Here is a 22,146-nt window from a genome sequence, read left to right on the forward strand (position 1 = left end):
CTATTCTGCCGCTTTGGTCTTGCGCGCTGCAAATGCAGTTCGCAGAAAGTCCTCCAAAGCTGTCACGTCCTGTTTCGCCAGCCGCAGCCCCAGTTTGTTGCGCCGCCAGATGATATCTTCGGCCGTGCGCGCGTATTCATTGTCGCACAGCCAAATGACCTCGCGTTCTGTCAAGGTGGCGCCAAACGCCTGCCCCAGATCGCCTTGTTCTTTTGCGTCCCCCATCACCGCCCATGCGTCGGTTCCGTAGGCGCGCACCAAACGGCGGGCCCAGACGTCGGTCAAAAACGGATAGGCATCGCCCAGCCGGTCGACCAAAGCGTCAAACCCATCGACCGCAAAATCGCCGCCCGGCAGGGCAACGCCTGCGGTCCAATGGCTGGACGTGCCGGGAAAGAATGGCACGATCTTGTCCATCGCGTCTTCGGCCAATTTTCGATAGGTGGTGATTTTGCCGCCAAATACGTTCAAAATCGGCGCGCCGCCGGTGTTATCCACCTTTAGCGTATAGTCGCGCGTGGCCGCCGTGGCGCTGCTGGCCCCGTCGTCATAAAGCGGGCGCACCCCAGAATACGACCACACCACATCGTCGGCGCTGATGTCGTCCTTGAGGTATTGGTTGATGAAATTCAGCAGATAATCGCGTTCTTCATCGGTGCATTCAGGTTTGACACTGGGGTCGCTGTGTTCGGCATCTGTGGTGCCGATCAGGGTAAAATCGGTCTCGTAGGGGATCGCAAAGATGATCCGCCCGTCCGTGCCCTGAAAGAAATAGCATTTGTCGTGGTCGTATAGCTTGCGCGTCACAATGTGACTGCCCCGCACCAACCGCACCCCTTCGGTGGAATTGATCCGCACCTTTTGCTGGATGATATCACCCACCCATGGGCCACCTGCGTTTACCAACATACGGGATCGCACGGTTTTGACCTCACCGGTAAGGGTGTCGTGCAACGTGATCTCCCATAGGTCATCGACCCGCGCAGCGCTCGCAACTTTGGTGCGCACCATGATTTCGGCACCGCGCGCCTGCGCGTCGCGGGCGTTCAGCACCACCAGCCGGGAATCTTCGATCCAGCAGTCGGAATATTCAAAGGCCTTTTCAAACCGGTCATCAATCGGCGCGCCCTCGGCACTGCCTTTCAACTGCAAGGTCTTGGTGGCAGGCAAAATTTTCCGCCCGCCCAGAGTGTCATACAACATCAGGCCAAACCGGATCAGCCACGCAGGGCGCCGGCCTTTCATCCATGGCATGACCGTGTTGAGAATACGCGATGTGGGCGTGGACCCTTCGAACCGCATGTCTTTGTGGTAGGGCAACACAAACCGCATCGGCCAACTGATATGCGGCATCGCCTTGAGCAACACCTCTCGTTCGGTCAAAGCATGGCGTACCAAGTTGATCTCAAAATATTCCAGATAGCGCAAACCACCATGGAACAGCTTGGTCGATGCCGAAGATGTGGCAGACGCAAGGTCATTCATCTCGGCCAGAGCGACGCTGAGCCCGCGCCCCGCCGCATCGCGCGCAATGCCACATCCGTTGATGCCGCCGCCGACGATGAACAGGTCATATGTCTTGGATTGCTCTGACGTTGATGACACGAGACCCCCCAATCTGTGTGTGTGTTTTGTCGCGGCGCGCCACATTGACACACCCGACGTCGCAACGGGTAGCGCAGCCTGCAAGCGCAATCAAGCGTTCTTTTTTCGTTTATGTTCGCTTTTGCGCGAACCACAACAAGACGTAGAAACAGGTAGCACCACGACCGCCGCTGACCCGATAGTGGCAGGCATGCGCTCCTCGCCCTGCTGCGCAGTATGGTCCATGAAGGTCGGCGCAATAAAACAATAGAATTATGGCGCGTTATTGGTTACCTAGCCTCAAGGAGAACATTCATGTCGCAGACCTTTCGCCATCCTGACATCCTGAAAATCGCACAACGCGAGGGCAAAGTGACTGTCGATGGATTGGCCGAACATTTCGGTGTCACCTTGCAAACCATTCGCCGTGACCTGACCGAACTGGCCGAAGCGAACAAACTCGAACGTGTGCACGGCGGTGCGATTCTGCCGTCTGGCACCACCAACATCGAATACGATGAACGACGGATCCTGAACCAATCGTCCAAGCTGGCCATGGCACGCGCCTGTGCCGCCGAAATCCCCGATGGGTCGTCGGTATTCCTCAACATCGGCACCAGCACCGAAGCCGTGGCCCGCGAATTGTTGCAACACCGTGACTTGATGGTGGTGACCAACAACATGAACATCGCGCATATCCTGATCGACAACCCCGACTGTCAGGTCATGCTGACGGGCGGTGTTTTGCGACGATCAGACGGCGGTTTGGTCGGCACGCTGACCATCAACACGATCCGGCAATTCAAGTTCGATATTGCGGTCATTGGGTGTTCGGCCATGGACGATGACGGCGATATTCTGGACTTCGACATCCAAGAGGTCGGCGTTAGCCAAACGATCATCGCGCAATCTCGCAAGTGCCTGCTGGTGGCGGATCATTCCAAATTCAGCCGCACCGCGCCAGCCCGCATCGCCTCGATGAGCGCGGTCTCGACCGTCATCACCGACAAACCGCTGCCCAGCCAATTGCAAACCCAATGCGCCGACTGGGGCACCCATGTGATCGTGGCAGGCTGACAGCCAACATCAACCGCGCGGCAGATCCGTCTGTCGCATCTTATGCAGCAGATCGACAAACCCCGCCACCTGATGCCGGGCCGCGGCGGCGCCTTTTTCAGCCGTGCCCAGATGTGCTTCGCCCACGGTGCCTTCGGGGTTCAGATCGCTGGCGATCCAACCATATGACACCGGGCCAATCGGCGGTATTGCACTGTGTTCAGCCGTTGATCTGAAATCTTGCGCGGCGGACATGTCGACGGTTTTAGGCCGAAAATGCAGCATCAACGATGTTTCGACGTCTCCCCCATGAATGCCAAACTGACGTTCTTGTTCAGAAAACAGCCCCTCGGGCGTTCCAAACGCGCTCCATTGGCATTTCACCGCCAACATACCGGCCTGCACCCGCAGTTCGCGCGATAAAATCGAAACCAAATCAAGGTTTCCCCCATGGGAATTCACAATTGCAATCTTGCGAATGCCCGCACGCGCCACACTCAGGCCGATCTCGGTCCAGACGGCCAGCGCAGTGGCCGCTGTCAGGGTCAAAGTCCCCGCCGCCCACAGGTGTTCATTCGATTTACCGACGGCTTGTATTGGCAAAATGCGCAGGTCCATGTCGCTGGGGGCTTGGCGGCGCAATTCATCCAACATGCCCTGCCCGATCAACGTATCCGTGCCCACCGGCAGATGCGGCCCGTGCTGTTCGATGGCGGCAGTGGGCAAAACCGCGATGGTTTTCATCGGGTCGATATCGGTGAAATCGGGGGCGCGGAAATCGGCCCAATCCAATGATTTTGTCATGTCAGGTCCCTAGAGGCATAGATCGATTGTAACACGTTACGCTCGCACCGCGCGCTGTTTGGCGGGGGCCGCCCCGACAAAGCGGTCCATTTTGCGCGCGACCTTTTCCAGATGCGCGCGGCGGCTGGTGGCGGAAGAGCTATCCATCAAATAATGCGCCGCGAAACTTGTCTTGCAACGGCGCGCGCAGATCGCCCGCACACCCCGCAGGATCGTGCGTTTGCCCGGTGCGCCAATCAATTGCGTCAAACCCCAGCTGGCCCCACATGTCGTAAACACCGCCAACCGGTTGATGTGGGTCAGTCCTGCGCGGATGGTGTCGTTTTCACCGTCGGGCATCAAAAACGCCACATCCGGCAGCAGCACCCTATCCAGCCAGCCCTTCAACATTGCGGGCAACCCGTACCACCACGTCGGGTACACAAATATCAACGTATCGCACCACAAAACGTCATCAACATCGGCGGCAACAGGCGCGCGGTTGGCCGGGGCGTCAATGTATGTATCCAGTTCACCGCCCGTCAAAACAGGCGAAAACCCGCGGCGGTACAGGTCAATCACGCGGGTTTCTGCCCCCGCAGCCGACAGTTTATCTACGACCAAATCACGCACCGCGGCGTTAAAACTGCCGGCTTTGGGATGGCAATAAACAACAAGAGCACGCATTCAAAATCTCTCCATTTCCGCACCGACCCGCGCAAGAAAATGCTTGCGTTGTTGGTCTGTAGCGCGGTTCATATCGTAGCGCGCGAGGTAGCGCGTTTTCTCAGGCCGGCAGACGTGCCAGACCGCACGGGTCACGGTTTTGCGCGGCGGATCCCCCACCAACATCGCACGCATTCGGCTGCCACCATAGGTCGTGACCGCCGCCAATTTGCGAATGTTGCGCAAGTTTGGCGCGACCTTACCGTTTTCCAGTTTGAACGACACGCCCGGCAAAAAAACCCGGTCAAAGAACCCCTTTAAGATCGCCGGATAGCCGAAATTCCAGACCGGAAACATCAACACCAGCGCATCGGCCCGTTGCAAGCGATCCACATACCCAGCAACCGGCGCGATATTGGGGCCTTCGTCATGATACCCGCGCCGTTCTTGTGCAGTCAGCACAGGTGAGAACCCTTCGGCGTTCAGGTCACAATCATCGACATCCCAGCCCCCTTGTGCCAACCGGTCCACGACACAGGCATGCAGCGCCGAAGAATAACTTTCTTGGCAGGGATGGGCATAGATGACCATGGCACGGGGCATGGTTACTGGGCCCCGCGCAACTTAGGATAAGCATACATCTGATCAAACCCAAAATCGGGGTCGTCCCAAGCGATCATCTTGCCGGGGTTCAACAACCCCTTTGGGTCCGCCTCGCGTTTGAAATTCAGCTGCCGGTCGTCAACGGTTTGCCGCCCACCTTCCTCCAACGTGTAACGGTGCGGGTTAAAGACAAGTGCGCCCGCGTCCTCATGCAGCTTGATGATCTCGTCCAAACGCGCCTCGGTGGTGAATTTCACAAGGCTGAGCCCCGCAAACATAACCTTGCCGTTTTCTTTCATGACCTCAAGGTGTTGCAAGACCTCGGGGCTGAGGGCGTCGCGCATCTTTTCGATCAACGGCAGATGTTCGGGGAACCCATAGCGCACCTGCAAATAGGTGATGCTGGGATCCACCTTAAGGGCGCGCAGAGTCGTGTGGTTCCAGCCGTATTCGAACACCATGCCCGGCCCGCGCGGCCAATCGTGATCGTCGCTGCGGTAGATCAATCGCGCGGCGGGGCGGCGCCCCAGAAAGGTTTCAAACCCATCCATCGACTGCGGCGCGACCATCAACCCTATCAGGTTGGTGTCTTTTTCGACGTGGGGCGCTATGCGTTGAAAATAGTCCTTGGCGATGGGGGCCTCGAATACGGTCGCCAGCTTGATCAAGATACCGTCTTGGTTGGCCAGCTCTTCTGCAAAACGCGCGGCACCCATGAAATCATCAGTGGCCACGAACATCTCGACCCAATCATAGGCAGGTGCCAGCGGCACTTCGATTTCGGTGATAATGCCGTTGGTGCCATAGGCATGGCTGACGCGAGCCAATTCTTCGCCGCGAAATTCCAGCACGCGCGGCTCTTGCTCCATCGTGACGACCCGAAGGCGGATAATGTTACCCAAATCGCGCAACGACCCCCAATTGCACGACCCAACGCCACCAGACCCGCCCGCGATGAACCCACCAATGGTCGCCGTGGCCCAAGTGGATGAAAACATGCGCAGTTCCTGACCAGAATGGTCCTTGCACGCCGCATCCAGATCTTTGAGCAGGCACCCCGGTTCCACCACGACGCGCCCCGGTTGGATATCCTTAACGGCCGTCATATGCCGCAAATGCATCACGCAGCCCCCCGCCAGCGGCATCGCTTGGCCGTAGTTGCCGGTGCCCGCGCCGCGTGTCGTCACCGGTACGTCATGGGCATAGCAGGCGCGCAACACCTCGATCACCTCGGCCTCGCTGCGCGGCGATACGACGAAATCAGCGCTCACATCATCCAAACGCGCCTTAAGCACGGGCGAATACCAGAAAAAATCGCGGCTTTTGGCTTTGATGCCCGCGCCGCTGTCTTCGAGATCAAGGTGCGACAGGGCTGCTTTGGCGGCGTCGATATTGGCGGTCATTGGATCCTCATGAGATGGTCAAGTTCGGCGTAGTCGGGCAAGGTTCGGTCAATCTGTTGGCCCGCGCGCAGCACAATCCGGTCGGCCTGTGGCCGGGCGAAAATTTCCGTCCAACTGCGCGCCCGGCAGATCACCAGATCGGCGGGCGCACCGGGGGCAAGGCTGGGCGCGTCAAACCCGCAGGCCTTGGCGGGGTTGGTCACAAAGGCCTGCGCCCAATCGGTTGCGGAATGATCCAAATGCCCGATCCGCGTCGCCTCACGCATGACCTCGATCATATCCAGATCACCGTAGGCGTAAAACGGGTCGCGCGTGTTGTCAGACGCAAACGACACATTGACCCCGCGCGCCTTGAGTTCATGCACCAACGTGATGCCGCGCATGCGGGGCGTGCCGGTCTGGCGGTCTTGCAGATAAAGATTGCACATCGGCAACGACACCACATTCAAGCCCGCCTGCGCCACCAGATCCATGGTGCTGGCCGCCCGTGCGGGGTCTTGGGCGGAGAGTGAACACAAATGCCCCACTGTCACCGGTGCGTCAAAACGCGTGTCGATCACCGCCTGTGCGATCACCCGCAATGTCTCGGACCCCGGATCAAGGGTTTCGTCGACGTGGAAATCAGCCTCGAGGCCGCGGTCCGCCGCCAGTTGCAAAAACAACCGCACGCGCGCGTCAATGTCGGGCACCGGATAGGTCACCATGCCCAAAACGCCGCCCGTCTGCGCGACCAGATCGGCCGTCTGCACATAGCCGCTGTCTAATGCAACGGCGTCGCAGCCCACCAAACATGCCGCCTGCAGGTCTATCCGCCCGTGCCACTGGTCGCGCATGTCTTTGAACACCGCCCACGAAATCGTATCTTGCGGCGGGACACTATCGAGATGGGTGCGAATGGCGCGCGTGCCGTGTGCATGGGCACAGCGCAGGGCGAAATCCATGCGGGTGGCCACGTCTGCCGCGCTCCAATTGGCCTGCCGGTCTGTGCTCACAGTGCGCAACGCGCCGTCAAAACTGCCGTCCGGGTTGGCCGCGCGTGGCCAGATATGGCCCTTGTCCAGATGCGTGTGCATATCGACAAAGGCGGGAAACAGCATCGCGCCTTTCATATCTACCGGCTGTCCGGGGGCGTCGGTAACGCGGCCTGCGTTTACCGACAAATCGGCGGTCACCAAATTCCCCTTTTGGCCTAGAAAACAACCCGGTACGGTCAGGTTTTGCAAGGTCACATGCCCGGCAGGTAACGTCATAAAATCCATTAGTAGTCTCTCTTTAGCGCGCTTTCATGCCACTTGCGCAGCAACATATGGCTCAGAAAACTGAGGCCGGCAAAGATGATCACCCCGGTGACCGCGATCAAGATCAAGGCGGCGAACATGCGCGGGATATTCAGCCGGTAGCCTGCCTCGAGGATACGAAACGCGAGGCCAGATTTCAGCCCCCCCGTGCCCGCGACGTATTCCGCCACGACCGCACCGATCAACGACAAGCCCCCCGCAATGCGCAGCCCGCCAAGAAAATACGGCAAAGCCGAGGGCAATTGCAAAAACCGCAGCGTCTGCCACCGCGACGCCCCATAGATGCGAAACAGGTCACGCAGGTTGTGGTCGGCCGAATTGAGCCCCAACGTCGTGTTGCTCAGTACAGGGAAAAACGCGACCAGCCACGCGCACATCAAAAGCCCGGCGATGCGGCTGTCCACATAGATAAAAATCAGCGGCGCGATCGCCACGATGGGGGTGACCTGCAAGATCACCGCGTAGGGGTAAAAGCTCATCTCGACCAGCCGCGACTGGGTAAACAACACCGCCAACCCCACGCCCCCCAACACCGCAACCGCCAGCGCCATCAGCGTGATTTGCACCGTAACCAACAGCGCTTCAAACAGCATCGCCCAATCTGCGATTAACGTTTGCAACACCAGCCCCGGACCCGGCAAAATGTAATGCGGGATCTCGTTCCACACCACAATCCGATCCCACACCGCCAACATCACCACCAACACCAACGCGGGCAAGATCCATTTGCCGAATGTTTCCAACCGGCGGCGCCGCAACCGGGCGATTTCATCGGCGTCAGGTGGCATGGCCGGGGTCATGCAGTGTCTCCCATGGCTTGATGCAATGCATCGGTGGTTTGGCGCGTATAAACGGCATATTCCGCAGATGTTCGGAAATCTTCGGCGCGCGGATAAGATGCGTCTACGTTGACTTCGGTGATCACCCGCCCCGGACGCGCCGCCATAACAACGATCCGGTTCGATAAAAAAACGGATTCGAACACCGAATGCGTCACAAATATCACCGTGCAGCCGATGGTGTCTTTCAACGTCAAAAGATCATTGTTCAACTTGAACCGGGTGATCTCATCCAACGCCGCAAAGGGTTCGTCCATCAAAATCAAACGCGGCCGCGTCACCATGGCGCGCGCAATCGACACCCGCATTTTCATGCCACCCGACAATTCACGCGGATAACTATTTTGGAACTTTTCCAGCCCTACCAGTTTCAGCGCCTCTCGCACCTGATCCTTAACGTCATGGTAGGTTTTGCCGCGCAAACGAAACGGCAACCACACGTTCTGTGCGACCGTCGCCCAAGGCATCAGGGTCGGTTCTTGGAACACGACGCCCAAGTCGCCAGCCGTCTGACCGCCTGCCCACGTGATGCGCCCGGATGTGGGATGCAGCAGATCCGATATCAGCCGTAACGCCGTCGATTTACCGCACCCAGATGGCCCCAACAGCGACATAAAATCGCCCTCGCGCACCTCAAGCGACATGCCTTTCAACGCCACAACATCGCCGTTAAACGTTTTGTCGACCTGTTCCATACGCAACAGTTCAGGCCGCGTGTTTTGCGGCCGATCCGGTATCGTCATACGTCCCCCTGAACGGTTGGTCCGGACACCGCGCGCCCGGACCAACCCCCTATTTGCTTAGGGTTTGATATCTTTTCCAACGGATTTATTGGTGAACTCAAGCGTGTAGGCCGCTTGCCAATCCAGCCCCTCTTCGAGCACGCCGGACGCCACCATTTTCGTGTAGAAATCTTCGATCACATCATCGGTCATGGACCCGATCCCCAGATCAATCGCGCGACCACTATCGACGATGCCCTGTTCGATCATCATCTTTTTGGCAAAGTCGATCTTGTCTTGCGACATATCCGGGTTGGACGCCTTGATCAGGTCATCGGCGCCACTGCTGTCGCCATAGAGATAATTGTACCAGCCCGTCAGTGACCCATCGACAAAACACGCAACCTTGTCGGGATTATCGGCGATTGTGTCAGCCATCGTCTCGATTGTAGTGGCGTATGAGGAATAGCCCGCATCCGCGATAAGGAACACATTTGGTGCAAATCCTGCTTCTTTTTCAATCGCATACGGCTCAGAGCTAAGGTACCCCTGCATGCCTTTTTGCTTGTCTGCGATAAAGGGCGCGGGGTTGTATGTGTAGGGCTGGCGCTGTGCGGCCGTAAACCCGTGCTCGGCGATCATCCATTGGTAATACGACGTATAGCCATTGTCGCCAATCAGCAGCGTCAGATCTTTGAGATCGTCCCAGCTGTCTGCTTGCCCCGGGTGCGCAATGATCACCTGCGGGTGTTTTTGGAAAATCGCGGCAACGGACACAACGGGAATGCCCTCTTTGACCGCGTTGAAGGCCTGCAGCATGTCGCCGCCCATGTGGAAGTCGATGCGCCCTGCCAACATCAATGCGCGGTTGTTGACCTGCGGCCCGCCCGAAATGATCTCGACGTCGAGCCCGCATGCCGCGTAGGTGCCGTCGGCAACAGACTGATAAAACCCACCGTGTTCCGCCTGCGCCAGCCAGTTCGTACCAAACACCACCGGTGTAAGCGGGTCGTCCGCAAAGCTGGCTGTGGCTCCGACGCTGAGCGCGCAAGCAAGGGTCGAAATTCGAGAAAGGGTCATGGCGTCCTCCTGGTTACGGTTGGTTCACATGGTTCGGAGCGCACCGTGCAAGGGAAGCGAGATACCGAGGTTTTCCGACATCAGCCGGATATTCGCCTAATTTATAGCCCAATTCCGCAGCTGTGGGTAAAATTTAGCCAAATTACGGTTTCCATCCCTCTCGCTATAGGGGAATTTTGGTCCGGCATACCGTTTTATTTACATGTAAATAATCATCCGACCCGCGCCCAACAGGATAAAATTTCGTCTAAGTTTGCACAGTCGAAAACAACCCAGATCCGACGCTGATCCACGCAGGCACATAGAACCGCCAGACCATCGCCCACCGCTTCGGTCCAGATCGTCAAACACGGGCCGCTGGCGGGTTCTGCATGAGGCAGATCCCCTGCGTGGGTTTCTAACTGCTGCAGTTTTTCAATGAGCCCGCCCTGCCCCTGACGGCTATGCCCCCCGTCGGCGCAGCTGTCGAGCATTGCCAACGCGGCGGCCGACATTTGCGCACATGCGATTTCAACCGTGATCAGGTTTTGGGTCATCGGCGTCGATACCGACGCGTCGATGTCGCGCATTAAATCCGCCACCGACAAGCCCGACGCACCCGCTATCCAACGGGTGGGTTGAACGATATAACTCAGCTGGATCGTGGTGGCCGACGCGCAAAATTTCCTAATATTTGCAGCGACTTCTATGCCGTCGGCTTGGGTCAAATGCGGGGTGGTTTCGTTCTGCCCCAGACGGATCAAACGGCGTTCAGCCACGTCACAAGTCATGACCTGCCCGTCATCGCGGGTCAGATGCAAACGTCGTGGTAAAACCGCCGCGTCGATCGCAGCAAGCACCGTGGTTACTCCGGCCGCGGCACCATCAAAGGCCGTTGGGAAACACTGCGGGGTCGGATGAGTTGCTGCACGGATAAGATCGCGCAACCTTTGTGCATCTTCGGGTGGCCCATTGGTCATGACCTATCCCTCACCGGAGAGGTCAGACAACAGCACCTGCCCTGCGCTCATTACTTCACCCATCGACGTGCCCAAATCACACAAAAGGCACAGCACTTCTTGAGAGGACGTCGACGCGCGCAAGGCACACGATATACCATTCCCCTCAAAGGACAGCGCCGCTGCAGGCCCGCATGTTTCACGAAACATCACGTTCTTCAGCTGCTGCGCCGCCACCCCCGTCAGGTGATCGGCGGCTTGCGATGCAACCTTATCCAAATTTTCGCGCGGGATGGTATCGCGCGTGCTTGCGGCAAAAACCACGCGGCTAGAGACGTCCGCATAAGCCACAATGATGCACCCGGAAAACCGGATGCGAAACTCATCCAACTTATCCTGTACGGTCATCACGCCCCTCAATTCCGTCGTGCGCCAATGCATACCATCAGACCATGTTGGTCTGGTTAATAGGTGACATATTACGGGGTTGCGGTCCCTCGAACGTGCGGAAAAACCGGATCAGGCCGGCAGGTCTTGGACTGCGCGGTGGGTCGGCGGGGCGTTACTTGATCTACGGTTTCATCTTTTGGCGGTGCGTTGACAACGGGCAGCGGCTGCCCCGATATCTCGGCACTCAACACCTTGAGGATATGCATGAACGCGTCCACAAACGGATCAACACCGCTCGCCTCCCACATTTGGGCATCATCACCCGCATCGCGGGCCTGCGTCAGCGACACCATCATGGCTTGGTGAAACATGCCATCGGTCATGGACTGCACGCGTCGCAGCACTTTCGCCCGATCCGTTTGCGTCACCAACATATCACCGCGCGTTAGCAACAAGAACGACCTGCGCTGGATCCGGTCAGGCACCGTGTCCCAAACTGCGGCTTCGCTTTGCCGCCACGCCTGCGTCGCAGGACTGCACCAAATCACGGCGTCAGCCAACGGTAAGATCCGCTCCCAGACGTCCGGTGACATGTTTGGGTCAGAAATTCCGGGCATGTCGATAATGTCACATAAAGTCAGAATGTTATCTGTGTACTCCAGCTGAACAAAGGCGGTATCCTCAGGCGATATCTCATGCAGCCGCGTTACATCACACGCCGATTGGTCGCCGCCGAGGCCAACAACACGGGGCGCGGCATTCCCATGGCTGATCCAAATGGGAGGCAGTTGTGTGGCAATGACCTGAACAGGCAACGGATCGCACCCGATCATCAAATTGGCCAACGTGCTTTTCCCCGCACAGAACTCTCCCATCAGCGCGATACGCGGTTTGCGGGGGCCCGTCAGCGCCTTTTCAAAAGCCCGCGCGACCTCTGGGGGTGGGGCGTGCTTCACGAGACGTATGGCTCGAGGGCTTGCATAGCGCGCGCCAGTTCCACCTGCCGGTCAGGCGCGGCCACTTCGGCAAAATGCGCGCGCGCAGCGTCTGGGTCTGCCTTTGCCATATCTTCCAAGACCGCAAAAACAGAGGCTTGCTCTGCCACGAACCCCTCAAATACGTCCAGCGCAGCGTCTTTGATTTCTGCGGCCAGATCATCGCGTAATTCATGAACAAAAGGGTCGGTTTCCGCTTTGATCATGTCGTAAAAATTTGACGTATACGCCTTGTATCCACGCCGGTTCTTCCACCAACGGTTCCACCAACTGCTGGATAAATCCAGCGCAATCGTCCGCCCCAACCCGACCGGCGAGGCGACCTGAGGTGCCACCGGTTTGGCGATAGACAGCTGATCAGAGGCAAGGTCAAAGGCCTGTAAGTAAAGCTGCGCCAAATCATGTGACACCGCCGCCACCGACCCATCAAACGCAGCCTTGCTTTTGCGCACCAACACCTTGTGGGATGAACTGAGCAACATGCGCAATCCGGCCGGATCATACGACCATGCCACCTCGTCACCGTAGGTTTCAAGATGTGCAATCAACGACGCCGTGGCGCGGTCAAGAAAGCTCGCTTGCACACGGTCCATCCGGGCCCCGAACTCCGTCAGGATCGCATCAAAATGCGACTTCAGCACCTCTCTTTGGGCGGTCACGGCCTCATCAAGACGCGCTCGCGCCGCCCCAGTGTCGAGCGGCGTTGACGGCGTGCGATCGCCCCCCTTGGTGAACAGATCTTGACGCGCGATATCCGCCTGCACCAGGTTCAACGCACTGCGGCCAATACGACCCAAAACGCTTGCTGCCGGGCCGTCAACGATACGCGTCGCAATGGCGTGTTGCAGCGCGGGAACGCCGGACAAGGCCCAAGCCTGATGTGCCGGATCGGTGCTGTTTGGCGCGGGGATGTTCGGGGCGACCTGCGCCCAATCGTCCAACACCTGCGCGCTGTTAGGGGGCAGATCCGCCAACCGCCCATCCAACGCGTGTGAGGCCCATAGCGCGCTGCCAAAAATTACGTCTGCGTCTTCGGGCCCGTTGTGTTTGGCCAGGGTTTCAAAAATGCTGTGTTGAATTTGCGGGATCTGGGTCGCGGGGTCTGAAAGTTCATCAACCCGGTTCACGAAGATAATCACATCCCGTGATTTCATATGAGTAATCAACCGGATCAGCGCCATATCTGTTGACGATAACGCCTGATTTGCAGACAAAACCACTACGCAAAGACGGCTGTCTCGGATTGCGCGAATGGTGATCTGTTCGCGCACCATGAATGTATCGTTGACACCGGGCGTGTCGCGCAAACACAACCGCACCGGCAAAGCCGCGCGCGACATAGTTAGATCCGCCGATTTGGTGATATCGGCAAAACGGCCCAGTGTTTCGGTGGCACTGGCACCTTCGGGGTCGTTGGCATCAAGGTCCTCGCCCAAACACACATACCGCTGGATCAAGTCCTCATCTATATATTCGTAATCGTGTCGTTGACCCAGCAAAATTTCGAATTTACACCCCAGTCGGTGACGCGATTTTTCTTGTATATCAGCGGCTTGTGATTTGATCTTATCCAGTTCGTCATCGGCACCTGCGCGGCGTGCCAATTCGCCAATACGCCCCCCGCCTGAAATCAAACTGTCCCATTCGTCTTGGTCAAAGAACTGAAACCGGGCGGTATTGGGCACGGTTTCGGCCTCAGGGTGCAAATGCAATGACGTCACGACCGACGTCCAAGGGTTCACATCCGCAGGCAACAGGCCCGTCGTCCCGGCCAACGCGTTGACCACAGATGTCTTTCCCGATTTGATCTGTCCAATCAAGGTCACGCTTGGTTCAAACCCATCAAGCTGGCGCAGCAAACGATCAGCGCGTTTTGCGGTGGGGCCGGTCGCCACAGCGCCCAATGCCTGCCGCAACGCCGCGATTGAGCTTGCGACCGTTTGCAACGGTTCAAGCCCATCCCCCAGCAAACACGTCGGCGATGCCTGCGAGATCTGGGTCTGATCTTTTTGGGGCACGGCATTCATCCTCCTACCCCCACGTGGCAGAAAACATGATCGCACGGAAAACACCTGTGCACAGCCCTTGTTTTCAAGGATATATTACGCCGAAGACCTTTGGACATACCCAATTATGGCGCATAAAAGTGTATCAAATGTGTCAAAGCATCGGCATACAAATCAAAAATAGCTCGAATTTTACCGGGCAACGCGGCGCTCAAGATCCTGTCGAAGTTGCAGTATAACCGCCACCCCATCCGCCGCCGACCGCGGGTCGTTTTCCAGGCCCATTAATATGACCTTGTCACTGGCCTCATAAAGATCATTGCGCCAGATATCGAAGTCTGCGTCACCGTCCGCATGTGCGGCTGCAAGCTCGGCGAGGTCCTCGGCAATTGCGCCGCACACCGACAAAACCTGCGCTGGTAATTCCGGGCCTTCCATTAATGTGGCAAAATCAGGCGTGCGGGCCTGCACCAACGACAACGCTTCGCGGTAGGTCTGTGCATGTGGTGCGGGCGCATCAACGGGCGCAGGGCGTTCGGCCCCATAGCGTTGCAGCAATGCGACGGCGCTGTCTTTGTCGGCCTGCTGGCCCGATGCCACCAAATGGGACACCGTCAGACGCAGCGCCTTGACACCGCTGATGGCGAGGTCTTCGTCCTCCACCGCATGGTGTTCACACAATGATTTATGCGCATGACACATCGACACCGGGAAAACACTGTGGAATTCTTGCGCCGCGACATCTTGCAAGGCGGCGAGCTTTTGGTGCAGCTGCCCACCTGTCATCCAACGGTCTACCTTGGTCACAACCAACACGCTATGGTCCTTGATGTATTCGGGGGTACGCGCCCATAGGGCGGCCTCGACGGGGCCGAAATCATGGGTGCACCATAGGACAATATCGGCGTGTTCTATCGCGGTGTGCACGTCGGGCTGGGCACTGAGGGCATCCGCAGGCAGGTGGCTGTCGGTCAATGTGGCAGATGTTAACAACCCTGCCAGAACTGGCACAACCTGCATGTGTGCCGCTACGTCCAACGTAGGATCATAGGCAGGATCCGCATAACACACTGACATCTCGCCCGCCCCATCAACGGGCGCACGCCCGACCATCAAATGACACAGGTGCGACTTTCCAACCCCCTGAGGCCCCAAAACCACAATACGGACCCTGCGGCGCAAACGATCCCGCAACCCTTCGGCCTGAGACCGCACCGCCTGCGGCCAATGCCCCAGGGCCAGCCCGTGCTCTAACGCGGCGACCACCTGCCCCATGGACGGGTTATCCAACACAGCGGATCCCTTGTTTTGCTCCGGTAGCCACAGCCGCCAGTCTATGCGTTTGCGGGGCTTTCAGACGCACCACCGAAAAAGACACATTGTCTTGGTCCGGGTCTTGCAAAACATCGATCCGTTGCAAAAATCGGTCGGTGAGTTCGGCGCTGGTGGCGTTGGGGTGCGCACGCATCACATCTGCGATCTGCGCGTTGCTGAGAAACTGCAACCCGTCGCTGGCCACGATCAACACATCATCCGGCCACAGGGCAAACGGGTCGGTCGGGCAATCAATCCGCGCCACATCGGTGCCCGACAACGCAGATGTCAGGCTGTTGCGTTCGGGGTGGCGCCGGGCATCTTCGCGGCTCAACACGCCGGACCGAACCATATATTCGATCTGCGGAGCCATGGAATGGTCTTCGTTCAACTGCGACAACACCCCATCGCGAAACAAAAACAACGGCGAATCCCCGATAGAGATCCAGTACAAGTTGCGGTTGATAATCACCGTCGCCACCAACGTCGCGCCCATTCCCCGCGTTTCGGGATAGACGGTGATGTGTTGGTTCAGACAGGCGTTGGCCGCCAATGCCGCATCCTGCAGATTTTGCGTGACCGACCTTTCAAACGCGGCAACATCTCCGCGCTGAAACATCAGTTCGCTGAACACTTCGGTGACCACGATCTTGCTGGCCACATCCCCCGCCGCATGCCCCCCCATACCGTCAGCAAGCACCGCCAGCCCGACCTCTGAGCCGCGCGCATAATCCGCGATCACCGCGTCCTCTTGGGTGCACCGCCGCCCCTGAGTAAGCGCCGAGGCCGCGTCGAAATCAAAGGGTGCCGCCATCACTGCCCCCTGACATGTCCCACTGAAAATCGGCGCCACATAACGCCACAAATCGCAAGGTCGTTTCGCCGATGCGAATGACATCCCCGTGGGTCAGTTCTTCGGTGCTGAGCACGGGGCGGCCATTGCGGCGGATGATGTTGGATTTGCCCCCGTGCCCGATATAAAACCGTTGGTCTTCGTGGTCATAGGCGACCGACGCATGGGTATCGCGCGAAATGCTCGTATCGCCAAAGTCCAACCGAACACATTGGTCTTCGCCGCGCCCAATAACGGACACCCCCGTAGATATGCCAAACGCATGGCCCGTCCCCGGCCCCGCCACAATGGCCAACCACCCAACCGGAAACATATCGTCCGGCTGATCTTTGGGGGCCGCATGTGCCGCGGTGATTGGGTCAAGGGGGGTGTCATCGGGCCGGTTGAACCCCAAAAGCCGGGTGCGTACGCGGCCGGCCCCCCGCCCTGCGCGCCCGACCAGCGGGGCGGGCACTGCGCCCTGCCCACCCGGTTCGGGAGCGTGGCCTGAGAGCGCCAGTTGGTGTTGGGCAAAGGCCGCGATATCCGTTGCAGCCTGTGGGGGTTGGGCGGGCTGCGGGCCGCCGATCATCGGTTGCGCGGGTTCATCGGCAAAGGGGGTTTGTGCAGTGTCCTCTTGCGATGTCTGGTCAGGCTGCGGGGCGATGTCAGGTGAACACTGCATTGCAAGCAGTTGCGCGGACGGTTGGGCCGCCGTGATGTTTGCACCAGTTGCATCTGGTTCGGGCGTCGGTGCCGTTGGTCCAACGGAGCCGGACGGCACATCTGCATGCGCGGGGTCTGAGGCCACGATACGCGTCGCGGCGTCTGGGGTGCTTTCGTCTGCAACAGCCGGGGTTGCATCACTGTGAAAAACCTTGCGGAAGAGTGTCATATAGTCCCTTTCCTATGCCTTACCTTGTCTTTGCTTGTCGGCCATCCCTGACCCGTTTTGAATACCCCGCAACGGGTCTATCCGCCCGCCGCGACGCCCGCGCCCCAATACCCATAGCTTTGTCCCAGCGCGATAATCTGGCCTACCGTTGCGCGGTGCAGATCATCAAAGCCCAACACCGTATGGCCCAATGCAGCATACACCACTAAAACCGCCGGGATCAGCGCCAGCCGCCGCAGCTTGGCCGCGCGTGAGGTCGCCCGTTTCACCTTGGCCGCAGCGTCATACTCTTTTTGCGAAATCACCGTGGGCAATGCCGCATGTGCGCGGCCACGTTGGCCCGGTACCGCCTCGGGCACCTGTGGCCCGTCAGTGCCCGTCTGGGGGGCCTGCGATGGGCGCGCTCCGTCCAACATCTCACGCATGTCGTCCGACAGCTGATCTTTGGTCAGCGCGCCATCACCTTCGATACCATCAGGATAAAGGTCGCGTAAAAATGCAGCGTCGTATTTGGGGTCCGGCAACTTGGGCGCCGTCACCTCTGGGGTATTGCGTTTGGCGGCGCGTGTCGGACCGGATGGGTTGGGCGCATCAATCTGCGCCTGCACAAGGTCACTGACCGTCCGCTCAAGCGCCTCATCCTCGTGCAACTGCGCGCGGGTCTGTGCGTCTTGTCGGGTGCCATCTATCATCGCGGCCCATTCTGCAGCCGACTGGATCCGTTCTGCCGGAACGATATGCATCGCCTGATCTATGGCCGTTAGAAAGGCGTCATCATAGGCTGGAAAGCGCCCCTTGAGCGGTTGCAACACGTCCGGTTGGTTTTGCGCAAGCGCCGCCAGACGGGTCTGGGCATCCGGTGGCGCCTCTCCGCAAATCAAATGCGTCAACGACGCCGCCAAGGCATAAAGATCGCTGCTGGGGTATTGTTGGCTGCCCGCAACATAAAATTCCTGCGGGGAATACCCGTCTTTGACAACCAACACCGTGGTCAGCACGCGCGACTTGCGGCTGGCCTCTTGGCGGGCCGCACCAAAATCGATCAGGACAGGGCGCCCTTCGCGATCGACCAAGATATTGTCAGGTGAAATATCGCGGTGCAGAAGGTCTTGACTGTGGACATGCCCGATTGCATCCAAAAGCGCCAACGCAAGCCCGCGCACCTGCGCAGGTGTTAACGCGGGATCCCCCGTTTCGATCATATCGAGCAGGTCTTTGCCATCCACCAGATCCAACGCCATATAGGCGGTTTCATTGTCTTCAAACACCTGATGCACACCAACAACGCCGGGGTGATCTAACTGCGACAGGGCGTGGGCCTCGCGGATGAACGACCGCACCACAGACCGGAAATCAGCCGCGTAGGTTTCGGCACGCGCCCGCACCGTTTGATGGATGCGGTGGCAAAACGCCTCCGGGAAACATTCTTTGATCACAACCGTGCGGTTCAGGCTGTCGCGCGCCAGATAGGTGATCGCGAAACCGCCGCTGCTGAGGTACCGGATGATCTCGTATTGGCCGCTCAACAATTGGCAGCCGGGCTCTAGGGCTTGGCTGTTGACGGCGAGGTCAAAGGTCGGGGTTTCTATGCTCATCTGTGTGCCAATTGCCCTGTGCCCCACGCCATCACCACGATGCAACGCTGCTGTTTCTACACCTGCAAAAGGCCGAAGTGCTGTGACCAAAACAAGGCCATGCCGGGGAAGGCCCGTGCCGAGCCATGACAATTTTAGACGAATGCATCAGAATACCCCCGCCCAAGGGCCGCGCGCGCAAAACCGTAAAAATGGGCACAGAGCACGGCTTGGCGTAGGATGGCCCGTCACCCAATCAGACGGCCCTGCACCTGCCCGGTTCAAGATATCAGGCGTCGCACCCAGTGACGCATTGCGCGGGCCTGACATCGGCACTCAGCCGCGAGAAATATACGTATTCATCGTCTGCGCACGCAGCTGTGTCCGTCTGGTGCGATATCACTAAGTCAAGCAATAACAACACGAAACCCGCAAATTTCATGCACAGGTTGCGACTTGTGTTTGTTTTTGAGGCGGAATGTCTTGCCACATGCGTTCAAGGCGTTAGTGTTTAACAGGTAAATCGGGGGGAGGACCAAATAGCGGTGCTGCGGAGGAGGCAGCGGCGCTATCGGCTAGTGACCATCGGGCCAGCATTTTCAACGCTTTACATCAAGACAGAGCGAAACGCTCATTTCTGATGCGGGCCAACGTGCCCGACCCATGGGAGGAACTATGACTGAAAACTTGAATCGCAGAAAATTCTTGCGCGGCTCAGCCGTGGCTGGGGCCGCAACCCTTGCCGCACCAGCATTGGCCGATGGCCACGGTGTCACGTTGAAAATGCAAGCGGCCTGGGGCGGCGGTATTTTTCTTGAAAACGCGCAATCTTTTGCCGCGCGCGTCAATGAAATGTCGGGCGGGTCGCTGACCATCGAGGTCTTGTCTGTTGATGCGGTTGTCAAAACCAGCCAGATGCAAGACGCGGTGCATCGCGGGGTGCTGGACGCGGCCCATTACGTGCCCGCCTATTGGTACGGCAAATCCAAGGCGGCCTCGTTGTTTGGCACGGGCCCGTGCTTTGGCTGGTCCAGCCAAGAGGTACTGGGGTGGGTGCATGCGGGCGGCGGGCAAGAACTGTTCGACGAACTGATGGACGATCTGCGCCTGAATGTGGTCTCGTTTTTCAATTCGCCCATGCCAGCGCAACCGATGGGGTGGTTTCAGGAGCAGATCACCGATGCCAGCCAGATGAGCGGCCTGAAATACCGTACTGTGGGTCTTGCCGCAGATGTGTTGTTGGAAATGGGCATGTCGGTGGTGCAACTGCCGGGTGGGGAAATCCAACCAGCGATGAAATCGGGCCTGATTGATGCGGCCGAATTCAACAACCCGACGTCTGACCGTGATTTTGGCATGCAGGATGTGTCCAAACACTACCATCTGGCCTCGTATCACCAAAGCCAAGAGTTCTTTGAGGTCACGATCAACAAAGACAAGTTCAACGCGCTGGCCGACGACCATAAAGCGATCATCAAAAACGCCTCTATGGCGGAAAACTCCGGGTTCTATTGGGGCAACACCAAACGGTATTCCGATGACCTGCTCAAGCTGCAGGAACAGGATGGCGTGAATGTATACCGCACGCCCGACAGCGTGATGGCCGCCCAGCTGGAAGCATGGGACAAGGTCACCGCGCGGATTGCCGAGGATGATCCGTTTTTCGCCAAGGTGATGGATTCGCAAAAGGCCTACGCCAAGGATGTGATGAACTATCTCAACCTGAACCAACCCGACTACAAACTGGCTTATAACCACTACTTCGGGTGATCTGACACCAACGCGACACAAGCCCGGGCGCCCAATGGCGGTGCCCGGCCTTTTTTGATGGGGTCTGCGTGCCACACACAGGCCCCGCCGCGACAGGGAATTCAAAACCATGAAATTCGTTCACGCCATCGAAGGACTAAGCCTGTGGGTCGGGCGCGCCTTTGGGTGGTGCATTCTGATCCTGACCCTTTCTGTGTCCTACGAGGTCTTTGTGCGCTACGTGCTCAACGCGCCCACCGTTTGGGCGTTTGACATGATGATCCAGATGTATGGCGCATTGTTTTTGATGTGCGGGGCCTACGCCTTGGCGCAAGACACCCATGTGCGCGCCGATGTCGTGTACCGGTTGTTCCCGGTCAAGGTGCAGGCGGGGTTGGATTTCGTGCTGTATTTCTTGTTTTTCTTCCCCGGAATTGCGGCACTGGTCTGGTATGGTTACGAAATCGCATCCGACAGCTGGCGCTGGAAAGAGGTCAGCTTTAACAGCCCGGCCAGCATTCAGATCTATTTCTTTAAATCCCTGATCCCGGTGTCAGGTGCGTTGCTGATGATCCAAGGGTTCGCGGAATTGGTGCGCTGTGTGATGGCGATGCGCACGGGTGAATGGCCCGAACGGCTGGCGGATGTGAAAGAGACAGAAGACCTGCTCTCGGTCGCCGATCTTGCCGACATGCGCCCCCCCCAAACCTAACCCAGCCCCGCAGGAAGAAAGACAAAGACATGACAAACCCCGAAGTCGCCCTGTTGATGCTTGGCCTGTTTATCATACTGGTTTTGCTGGGCTTTCCTATCGCCTTTACGCTGCTCGCAATGGGGGTGGCCTTTGGCTATTACGCCTACCATCAGGGCGGATCCATCGACAGTTTCGCCGATATATTCAACAACAACATCTTTTACCTGCTGAACCAAAACACCTATTCGGTGATGGAAAACCCCACGTTGGTGGCGATCCCGCTGTTTTTGTTCATGGGGTATGTGGTCGAACGCGCCAATATCGTCGACAAGCTGTTTTTCTCGCTCTATCAGGCGGCGCGCAATCTGCCAGGGTCACTGGCCATTGCGGCGCTGCTGACCTGTGCGGTGTTTTCCACCGCCTCGGGCATTGTGGGTGCGGTGGTGACGTTGATGGGGCTGCTGGCGTTCCCGGCGATGGCCAATGCCAACTACAACAAGAGCTTTGCCTCGGGTGTGATCTGTGCGGGCGGGACGCTGGGTATCTTGATCCCGCCGTCGATCATGTTGATCGTCTATTCTGCAATCGCCGATCTGTCGCCGCTACGACTTTATGCGGCGGCGGTGTTTCCGGGGTTGCTGCTGGCGGGGCTGTATATCGTGTATGTCATTGTGCGGGTCTGGTTTAACCCCGCGCTGGCCCCCAAACCCAACATGGATGACATC

Annotated in this window: 21 protein-coding genes; 4 read left to right on the forward strand and 17 right to left on the reverse strand. The window is 58.2% G+C overall.

The genetic code is table 11. The features are described 5' to 3' along the window. A complete protein-coding gene (gene glpD, locus ABJH13_RS11405; protein ID WP_348406334.1) occupies positions 1-1,605 on the reverse strand; it encodes a glycerol-3-phosphate dehydrogenase in 1,605 nt (534 codons plus the stop codon). 294 nt (positions 1,606-1,899) lie between these two features. Between glpD and ABJH13_RS11410 the strand changes: the two genes are divergently transcribed. Beyond that, positions 1,900-2,661, forward strand: a complete 762-nt coding sequence (locus ABJH13_RS11410) for a DeoR/GlpR family DNA-binding transcription regulator (protein WP_348406335.1) — start codon at positions 1,900-1,902, stop codon at positions 2,659-2,661. Between the two features lie 9 nt (positions 2,662-2,670). Here ABJH13_RS11410 and ABJH13_RS11415 read toward each other — a convergent pair whose 3' ends face one another. From ABJH13_RS11415 to ABJH13_RS11490, 16 genes are all read right to left on the reverse strand, one after another. Next, a complete protein-coding gene (locus ABJH13_RS11415; protein ID WP_348406336.1) occupies positions 2,671-3,444 on the reverse strand; it encodes a creatininase family protein in 774 nt (257 codons plus the stop codon). Between the two features lie 36 nt (positions 3,445-3,480). Next, positions 3,481-4,110: an NAD(P)H-dependent oxidoreductase gene (locus tag ABJH13_RS11420; protein ID WP_348406337.1), complete on the reverse strand. Its 630-nt coding sequence runs from the start codon at positions 4,108-4,110 to the stop codon at positions 3,481-3,483. Continuing rightward, positions 4,111-4,692: an NAD(P)H-dependent oxidoreductase gene (locus ABJH13_RS11425; RefSeq protein WP_348406338.1), complete on the reverse strand. Its 582-nt coding sequence runs from the start codon at positions 4,690-4,692 to the stop codon at positions 4,111-4,113. Positions 4,693-4,694: 2 nt separating this feature from the next. Further along, on the reverse strand, positions 4,695-6,095 hold the full coding sequence (locus ABJH13_RS11430; RefSeq protein ID WP_348406339.1) for an FAD-binding oxidoreductase: 1,401 nt from the start codon (positions 6,093-6,095) through the stop codon (positions 4,695-4,697). After that, positions 6,092-7,354, reverse strand: a complete 1,263-nt coding sequence (locus tag ABJH13_RS11435; protein WP_348406340.1) for a cytosine deaminase — start codon at positions 7,352-7,354, stop codon at positions 6,092-6,094. Before ABJH13_RS11435 ends, ABJH13_RS11430 begins: the two co-directional genes overlap by 4 nt. Next, positions 7,354-8,193, reverse strand: a complete 840-nt coding sequence (locus ABJH13_RS11440) for an ABC transporter permease (protein WP_348406341.1) — start codon at positions 8,191-8,193, stop codon at positions 7,354-7,356. Before ABJH13_RS11440 ends, ABJH13_RS11435 begins: the two co-directional genes overlap by 1 nt. Then, positions 8,190-8,975: an ABC transporter ATP-binding protein gene (locus ABJH13_RS11445; protein ID WP_348406342.1), complete on the reverse strand. Its 786-nt coding sequence runs from the start codon at positions 8,973-8,975 to the stop codon at positions 8,190-8,192. Before ABJH13_RS11445 ends, ABJH13_RS11440 begins: the two co-directional genes overlap by 4 nt. 57 nt (positions 8,976-9,032) lie before the next feature. Then, entirely contained in the window at positions 9,033-10,034 is a 1,002-nt protein-coding gene (locus tag ABJH13_RS11450; protein ID WP_348406343.1) for an ABC transporter substrate-binding protein, read from the reverse strand. Between the two features lie 212 nt (positions 10,035-10,246). Beyond that, a complete protein-coding gene (locus ABJH13_RS11455) occupies positions 10,247-10,993 on the reverse strand; it encodes a hypothetical protein (RefSeq protein WP_348406344.1) in 747 nt (248 codons plus the stop codon). 3 nt (positions 10,994-10,996) lie between these two features. Beyond that, a complete protein-coding gene (locus ABJH13_RS11460; RefSeq protein WP_348406345.1) occupies positions 10,997-11,380 on the reverse strand; it encodes a hypothetical protein in 384 nt (127 codons plus the stop codon). Positions 11,381-11,451: 71 nt separating this feature from the next. Beyond that, positions 11,452-12,318, reverse strand: a complete 867-nt coding sequence (locus tag ABJH13_RS11465) for a dynamin family protein (RefSeq protein WP_348406346.1) — start codon at positions 12,316-12,318, stop codon at positions 11,452-11,454. After that, positions 12,315-14,375, reverse strand: coding sequence for a dynamin family protein (locus ABJH13_RS11470; RefSeq protein WP_348406347.1), 2,061 nt, complete (start codon positions 14,373-14,375; stop codon positions 12,315-12,317). Before ABJH13_RS11470 ends, ABJH13_RS11465 begins: the two co-directional genes overlap by 4 nt. Before the next feature lie 180 nt (positions 14,376-14,555). Beyond that, complete coding sequence (locus ABJH13_RS11475) at positions 14,556-15,656, reverse strand: hypothetical protein (RefSeq protein ID WP_348406348.1); 1,101 nt, start codon at positions 15,654-15,656, stop codon at positions 14,556-14,558. Then, positions 15,646-16,491: a protein phosphatase 2C domain-containing protein gene (locus ABJH13_RS11480; RefSeq protein ID WP_348406349.1), complete on the reverse strand. Its 846-nt coding sequence runs from the start codon at positions 16,489-16,491 to the stop codon at positions 15,646-15,648. The genes ABJH13_RS11475 and ABJH13_RS11480 overlap by 11 nt, the downstream gene beginning before the upstream one ends. Then, entirely contained in the window at positions 16,475-17,404 is a 930-nt protein-coding gene (locus ABJH13_RS11485; protein ID WP_348406350.1) for an FHA domain-containing protein, read from the reverse strand. Before ABJH13_RS11485 ends, ABJH13_RS11480 begins: the two co-directional genes overlap by 17 nt. Positions 17,405-17,481: 77 nt before the next feature. After that, positions 17,482-18,999 carry a serine/threonine-protein kinase gene (locus tag ABJH13_RS11490; RefSeq protein ID WP_348406351.1) on the reverse strand — a complete coding sequence of 506 codons (1,518 nt, stop codon included), beginning with the start codon at positions 18,997-18,999 and terminating at the stop codon, positions 17,482-17,484. Between the two features lie 654 nt (positions 19,000-19,653). Here ABJH13_RS11490 and ABJH13_RS11495 point away from each other — a divergent pair. The 3 genes from ABJH13_RS11495 to ABJH13_RS11505 all read left to right on the forward strand — a co-directional run. Continuing rightward, positions 19,654-20,748, forward strand: coding sequence for a TRAP transporter substrate-binding protein (locus ABJH13_RS11495; RefSeq protein ID WP_348406352.1), 1,095 nt, complete (start codon positions 19,654-19,656; stop codon positions 20,746-20,748). Between the two features lie 109 nt (positions 20,749-20,857). Continuing rightward, positions 20,858-21,439 carry a TRAP transporter small permease subunit gene (locus tag ABJH13_RS11500; RefSeq protein ID WP_348406353.1) on the forward strand — a complete coding sequence of 194 codons (582 nt, stop codon included), beginning with the start codon at positions 20,858-20,860 and terminating at the stop codon, positions 21,437-21,439. 29 nt (positions 21,440-21,468) lie between these two features. Beyond that, a partial coding sequence (locus ABJH13_RS11505; RefSeq protein ID WP_348406354.1) for a TRAP transporter large permease subunit occupies positions 21,469-22,146 on the forward strand: 678 nt, incomplete at its 3' end.

It is taken from the genome of Roseobacter sp. (assembly GCF_039970775.1).
Taxonomy (GTDB): Bacteria; Pseudomonadota; Alphaproteobacteria; order Rhodobacterales; family Rhodobacteraceae; genus Roseobacter.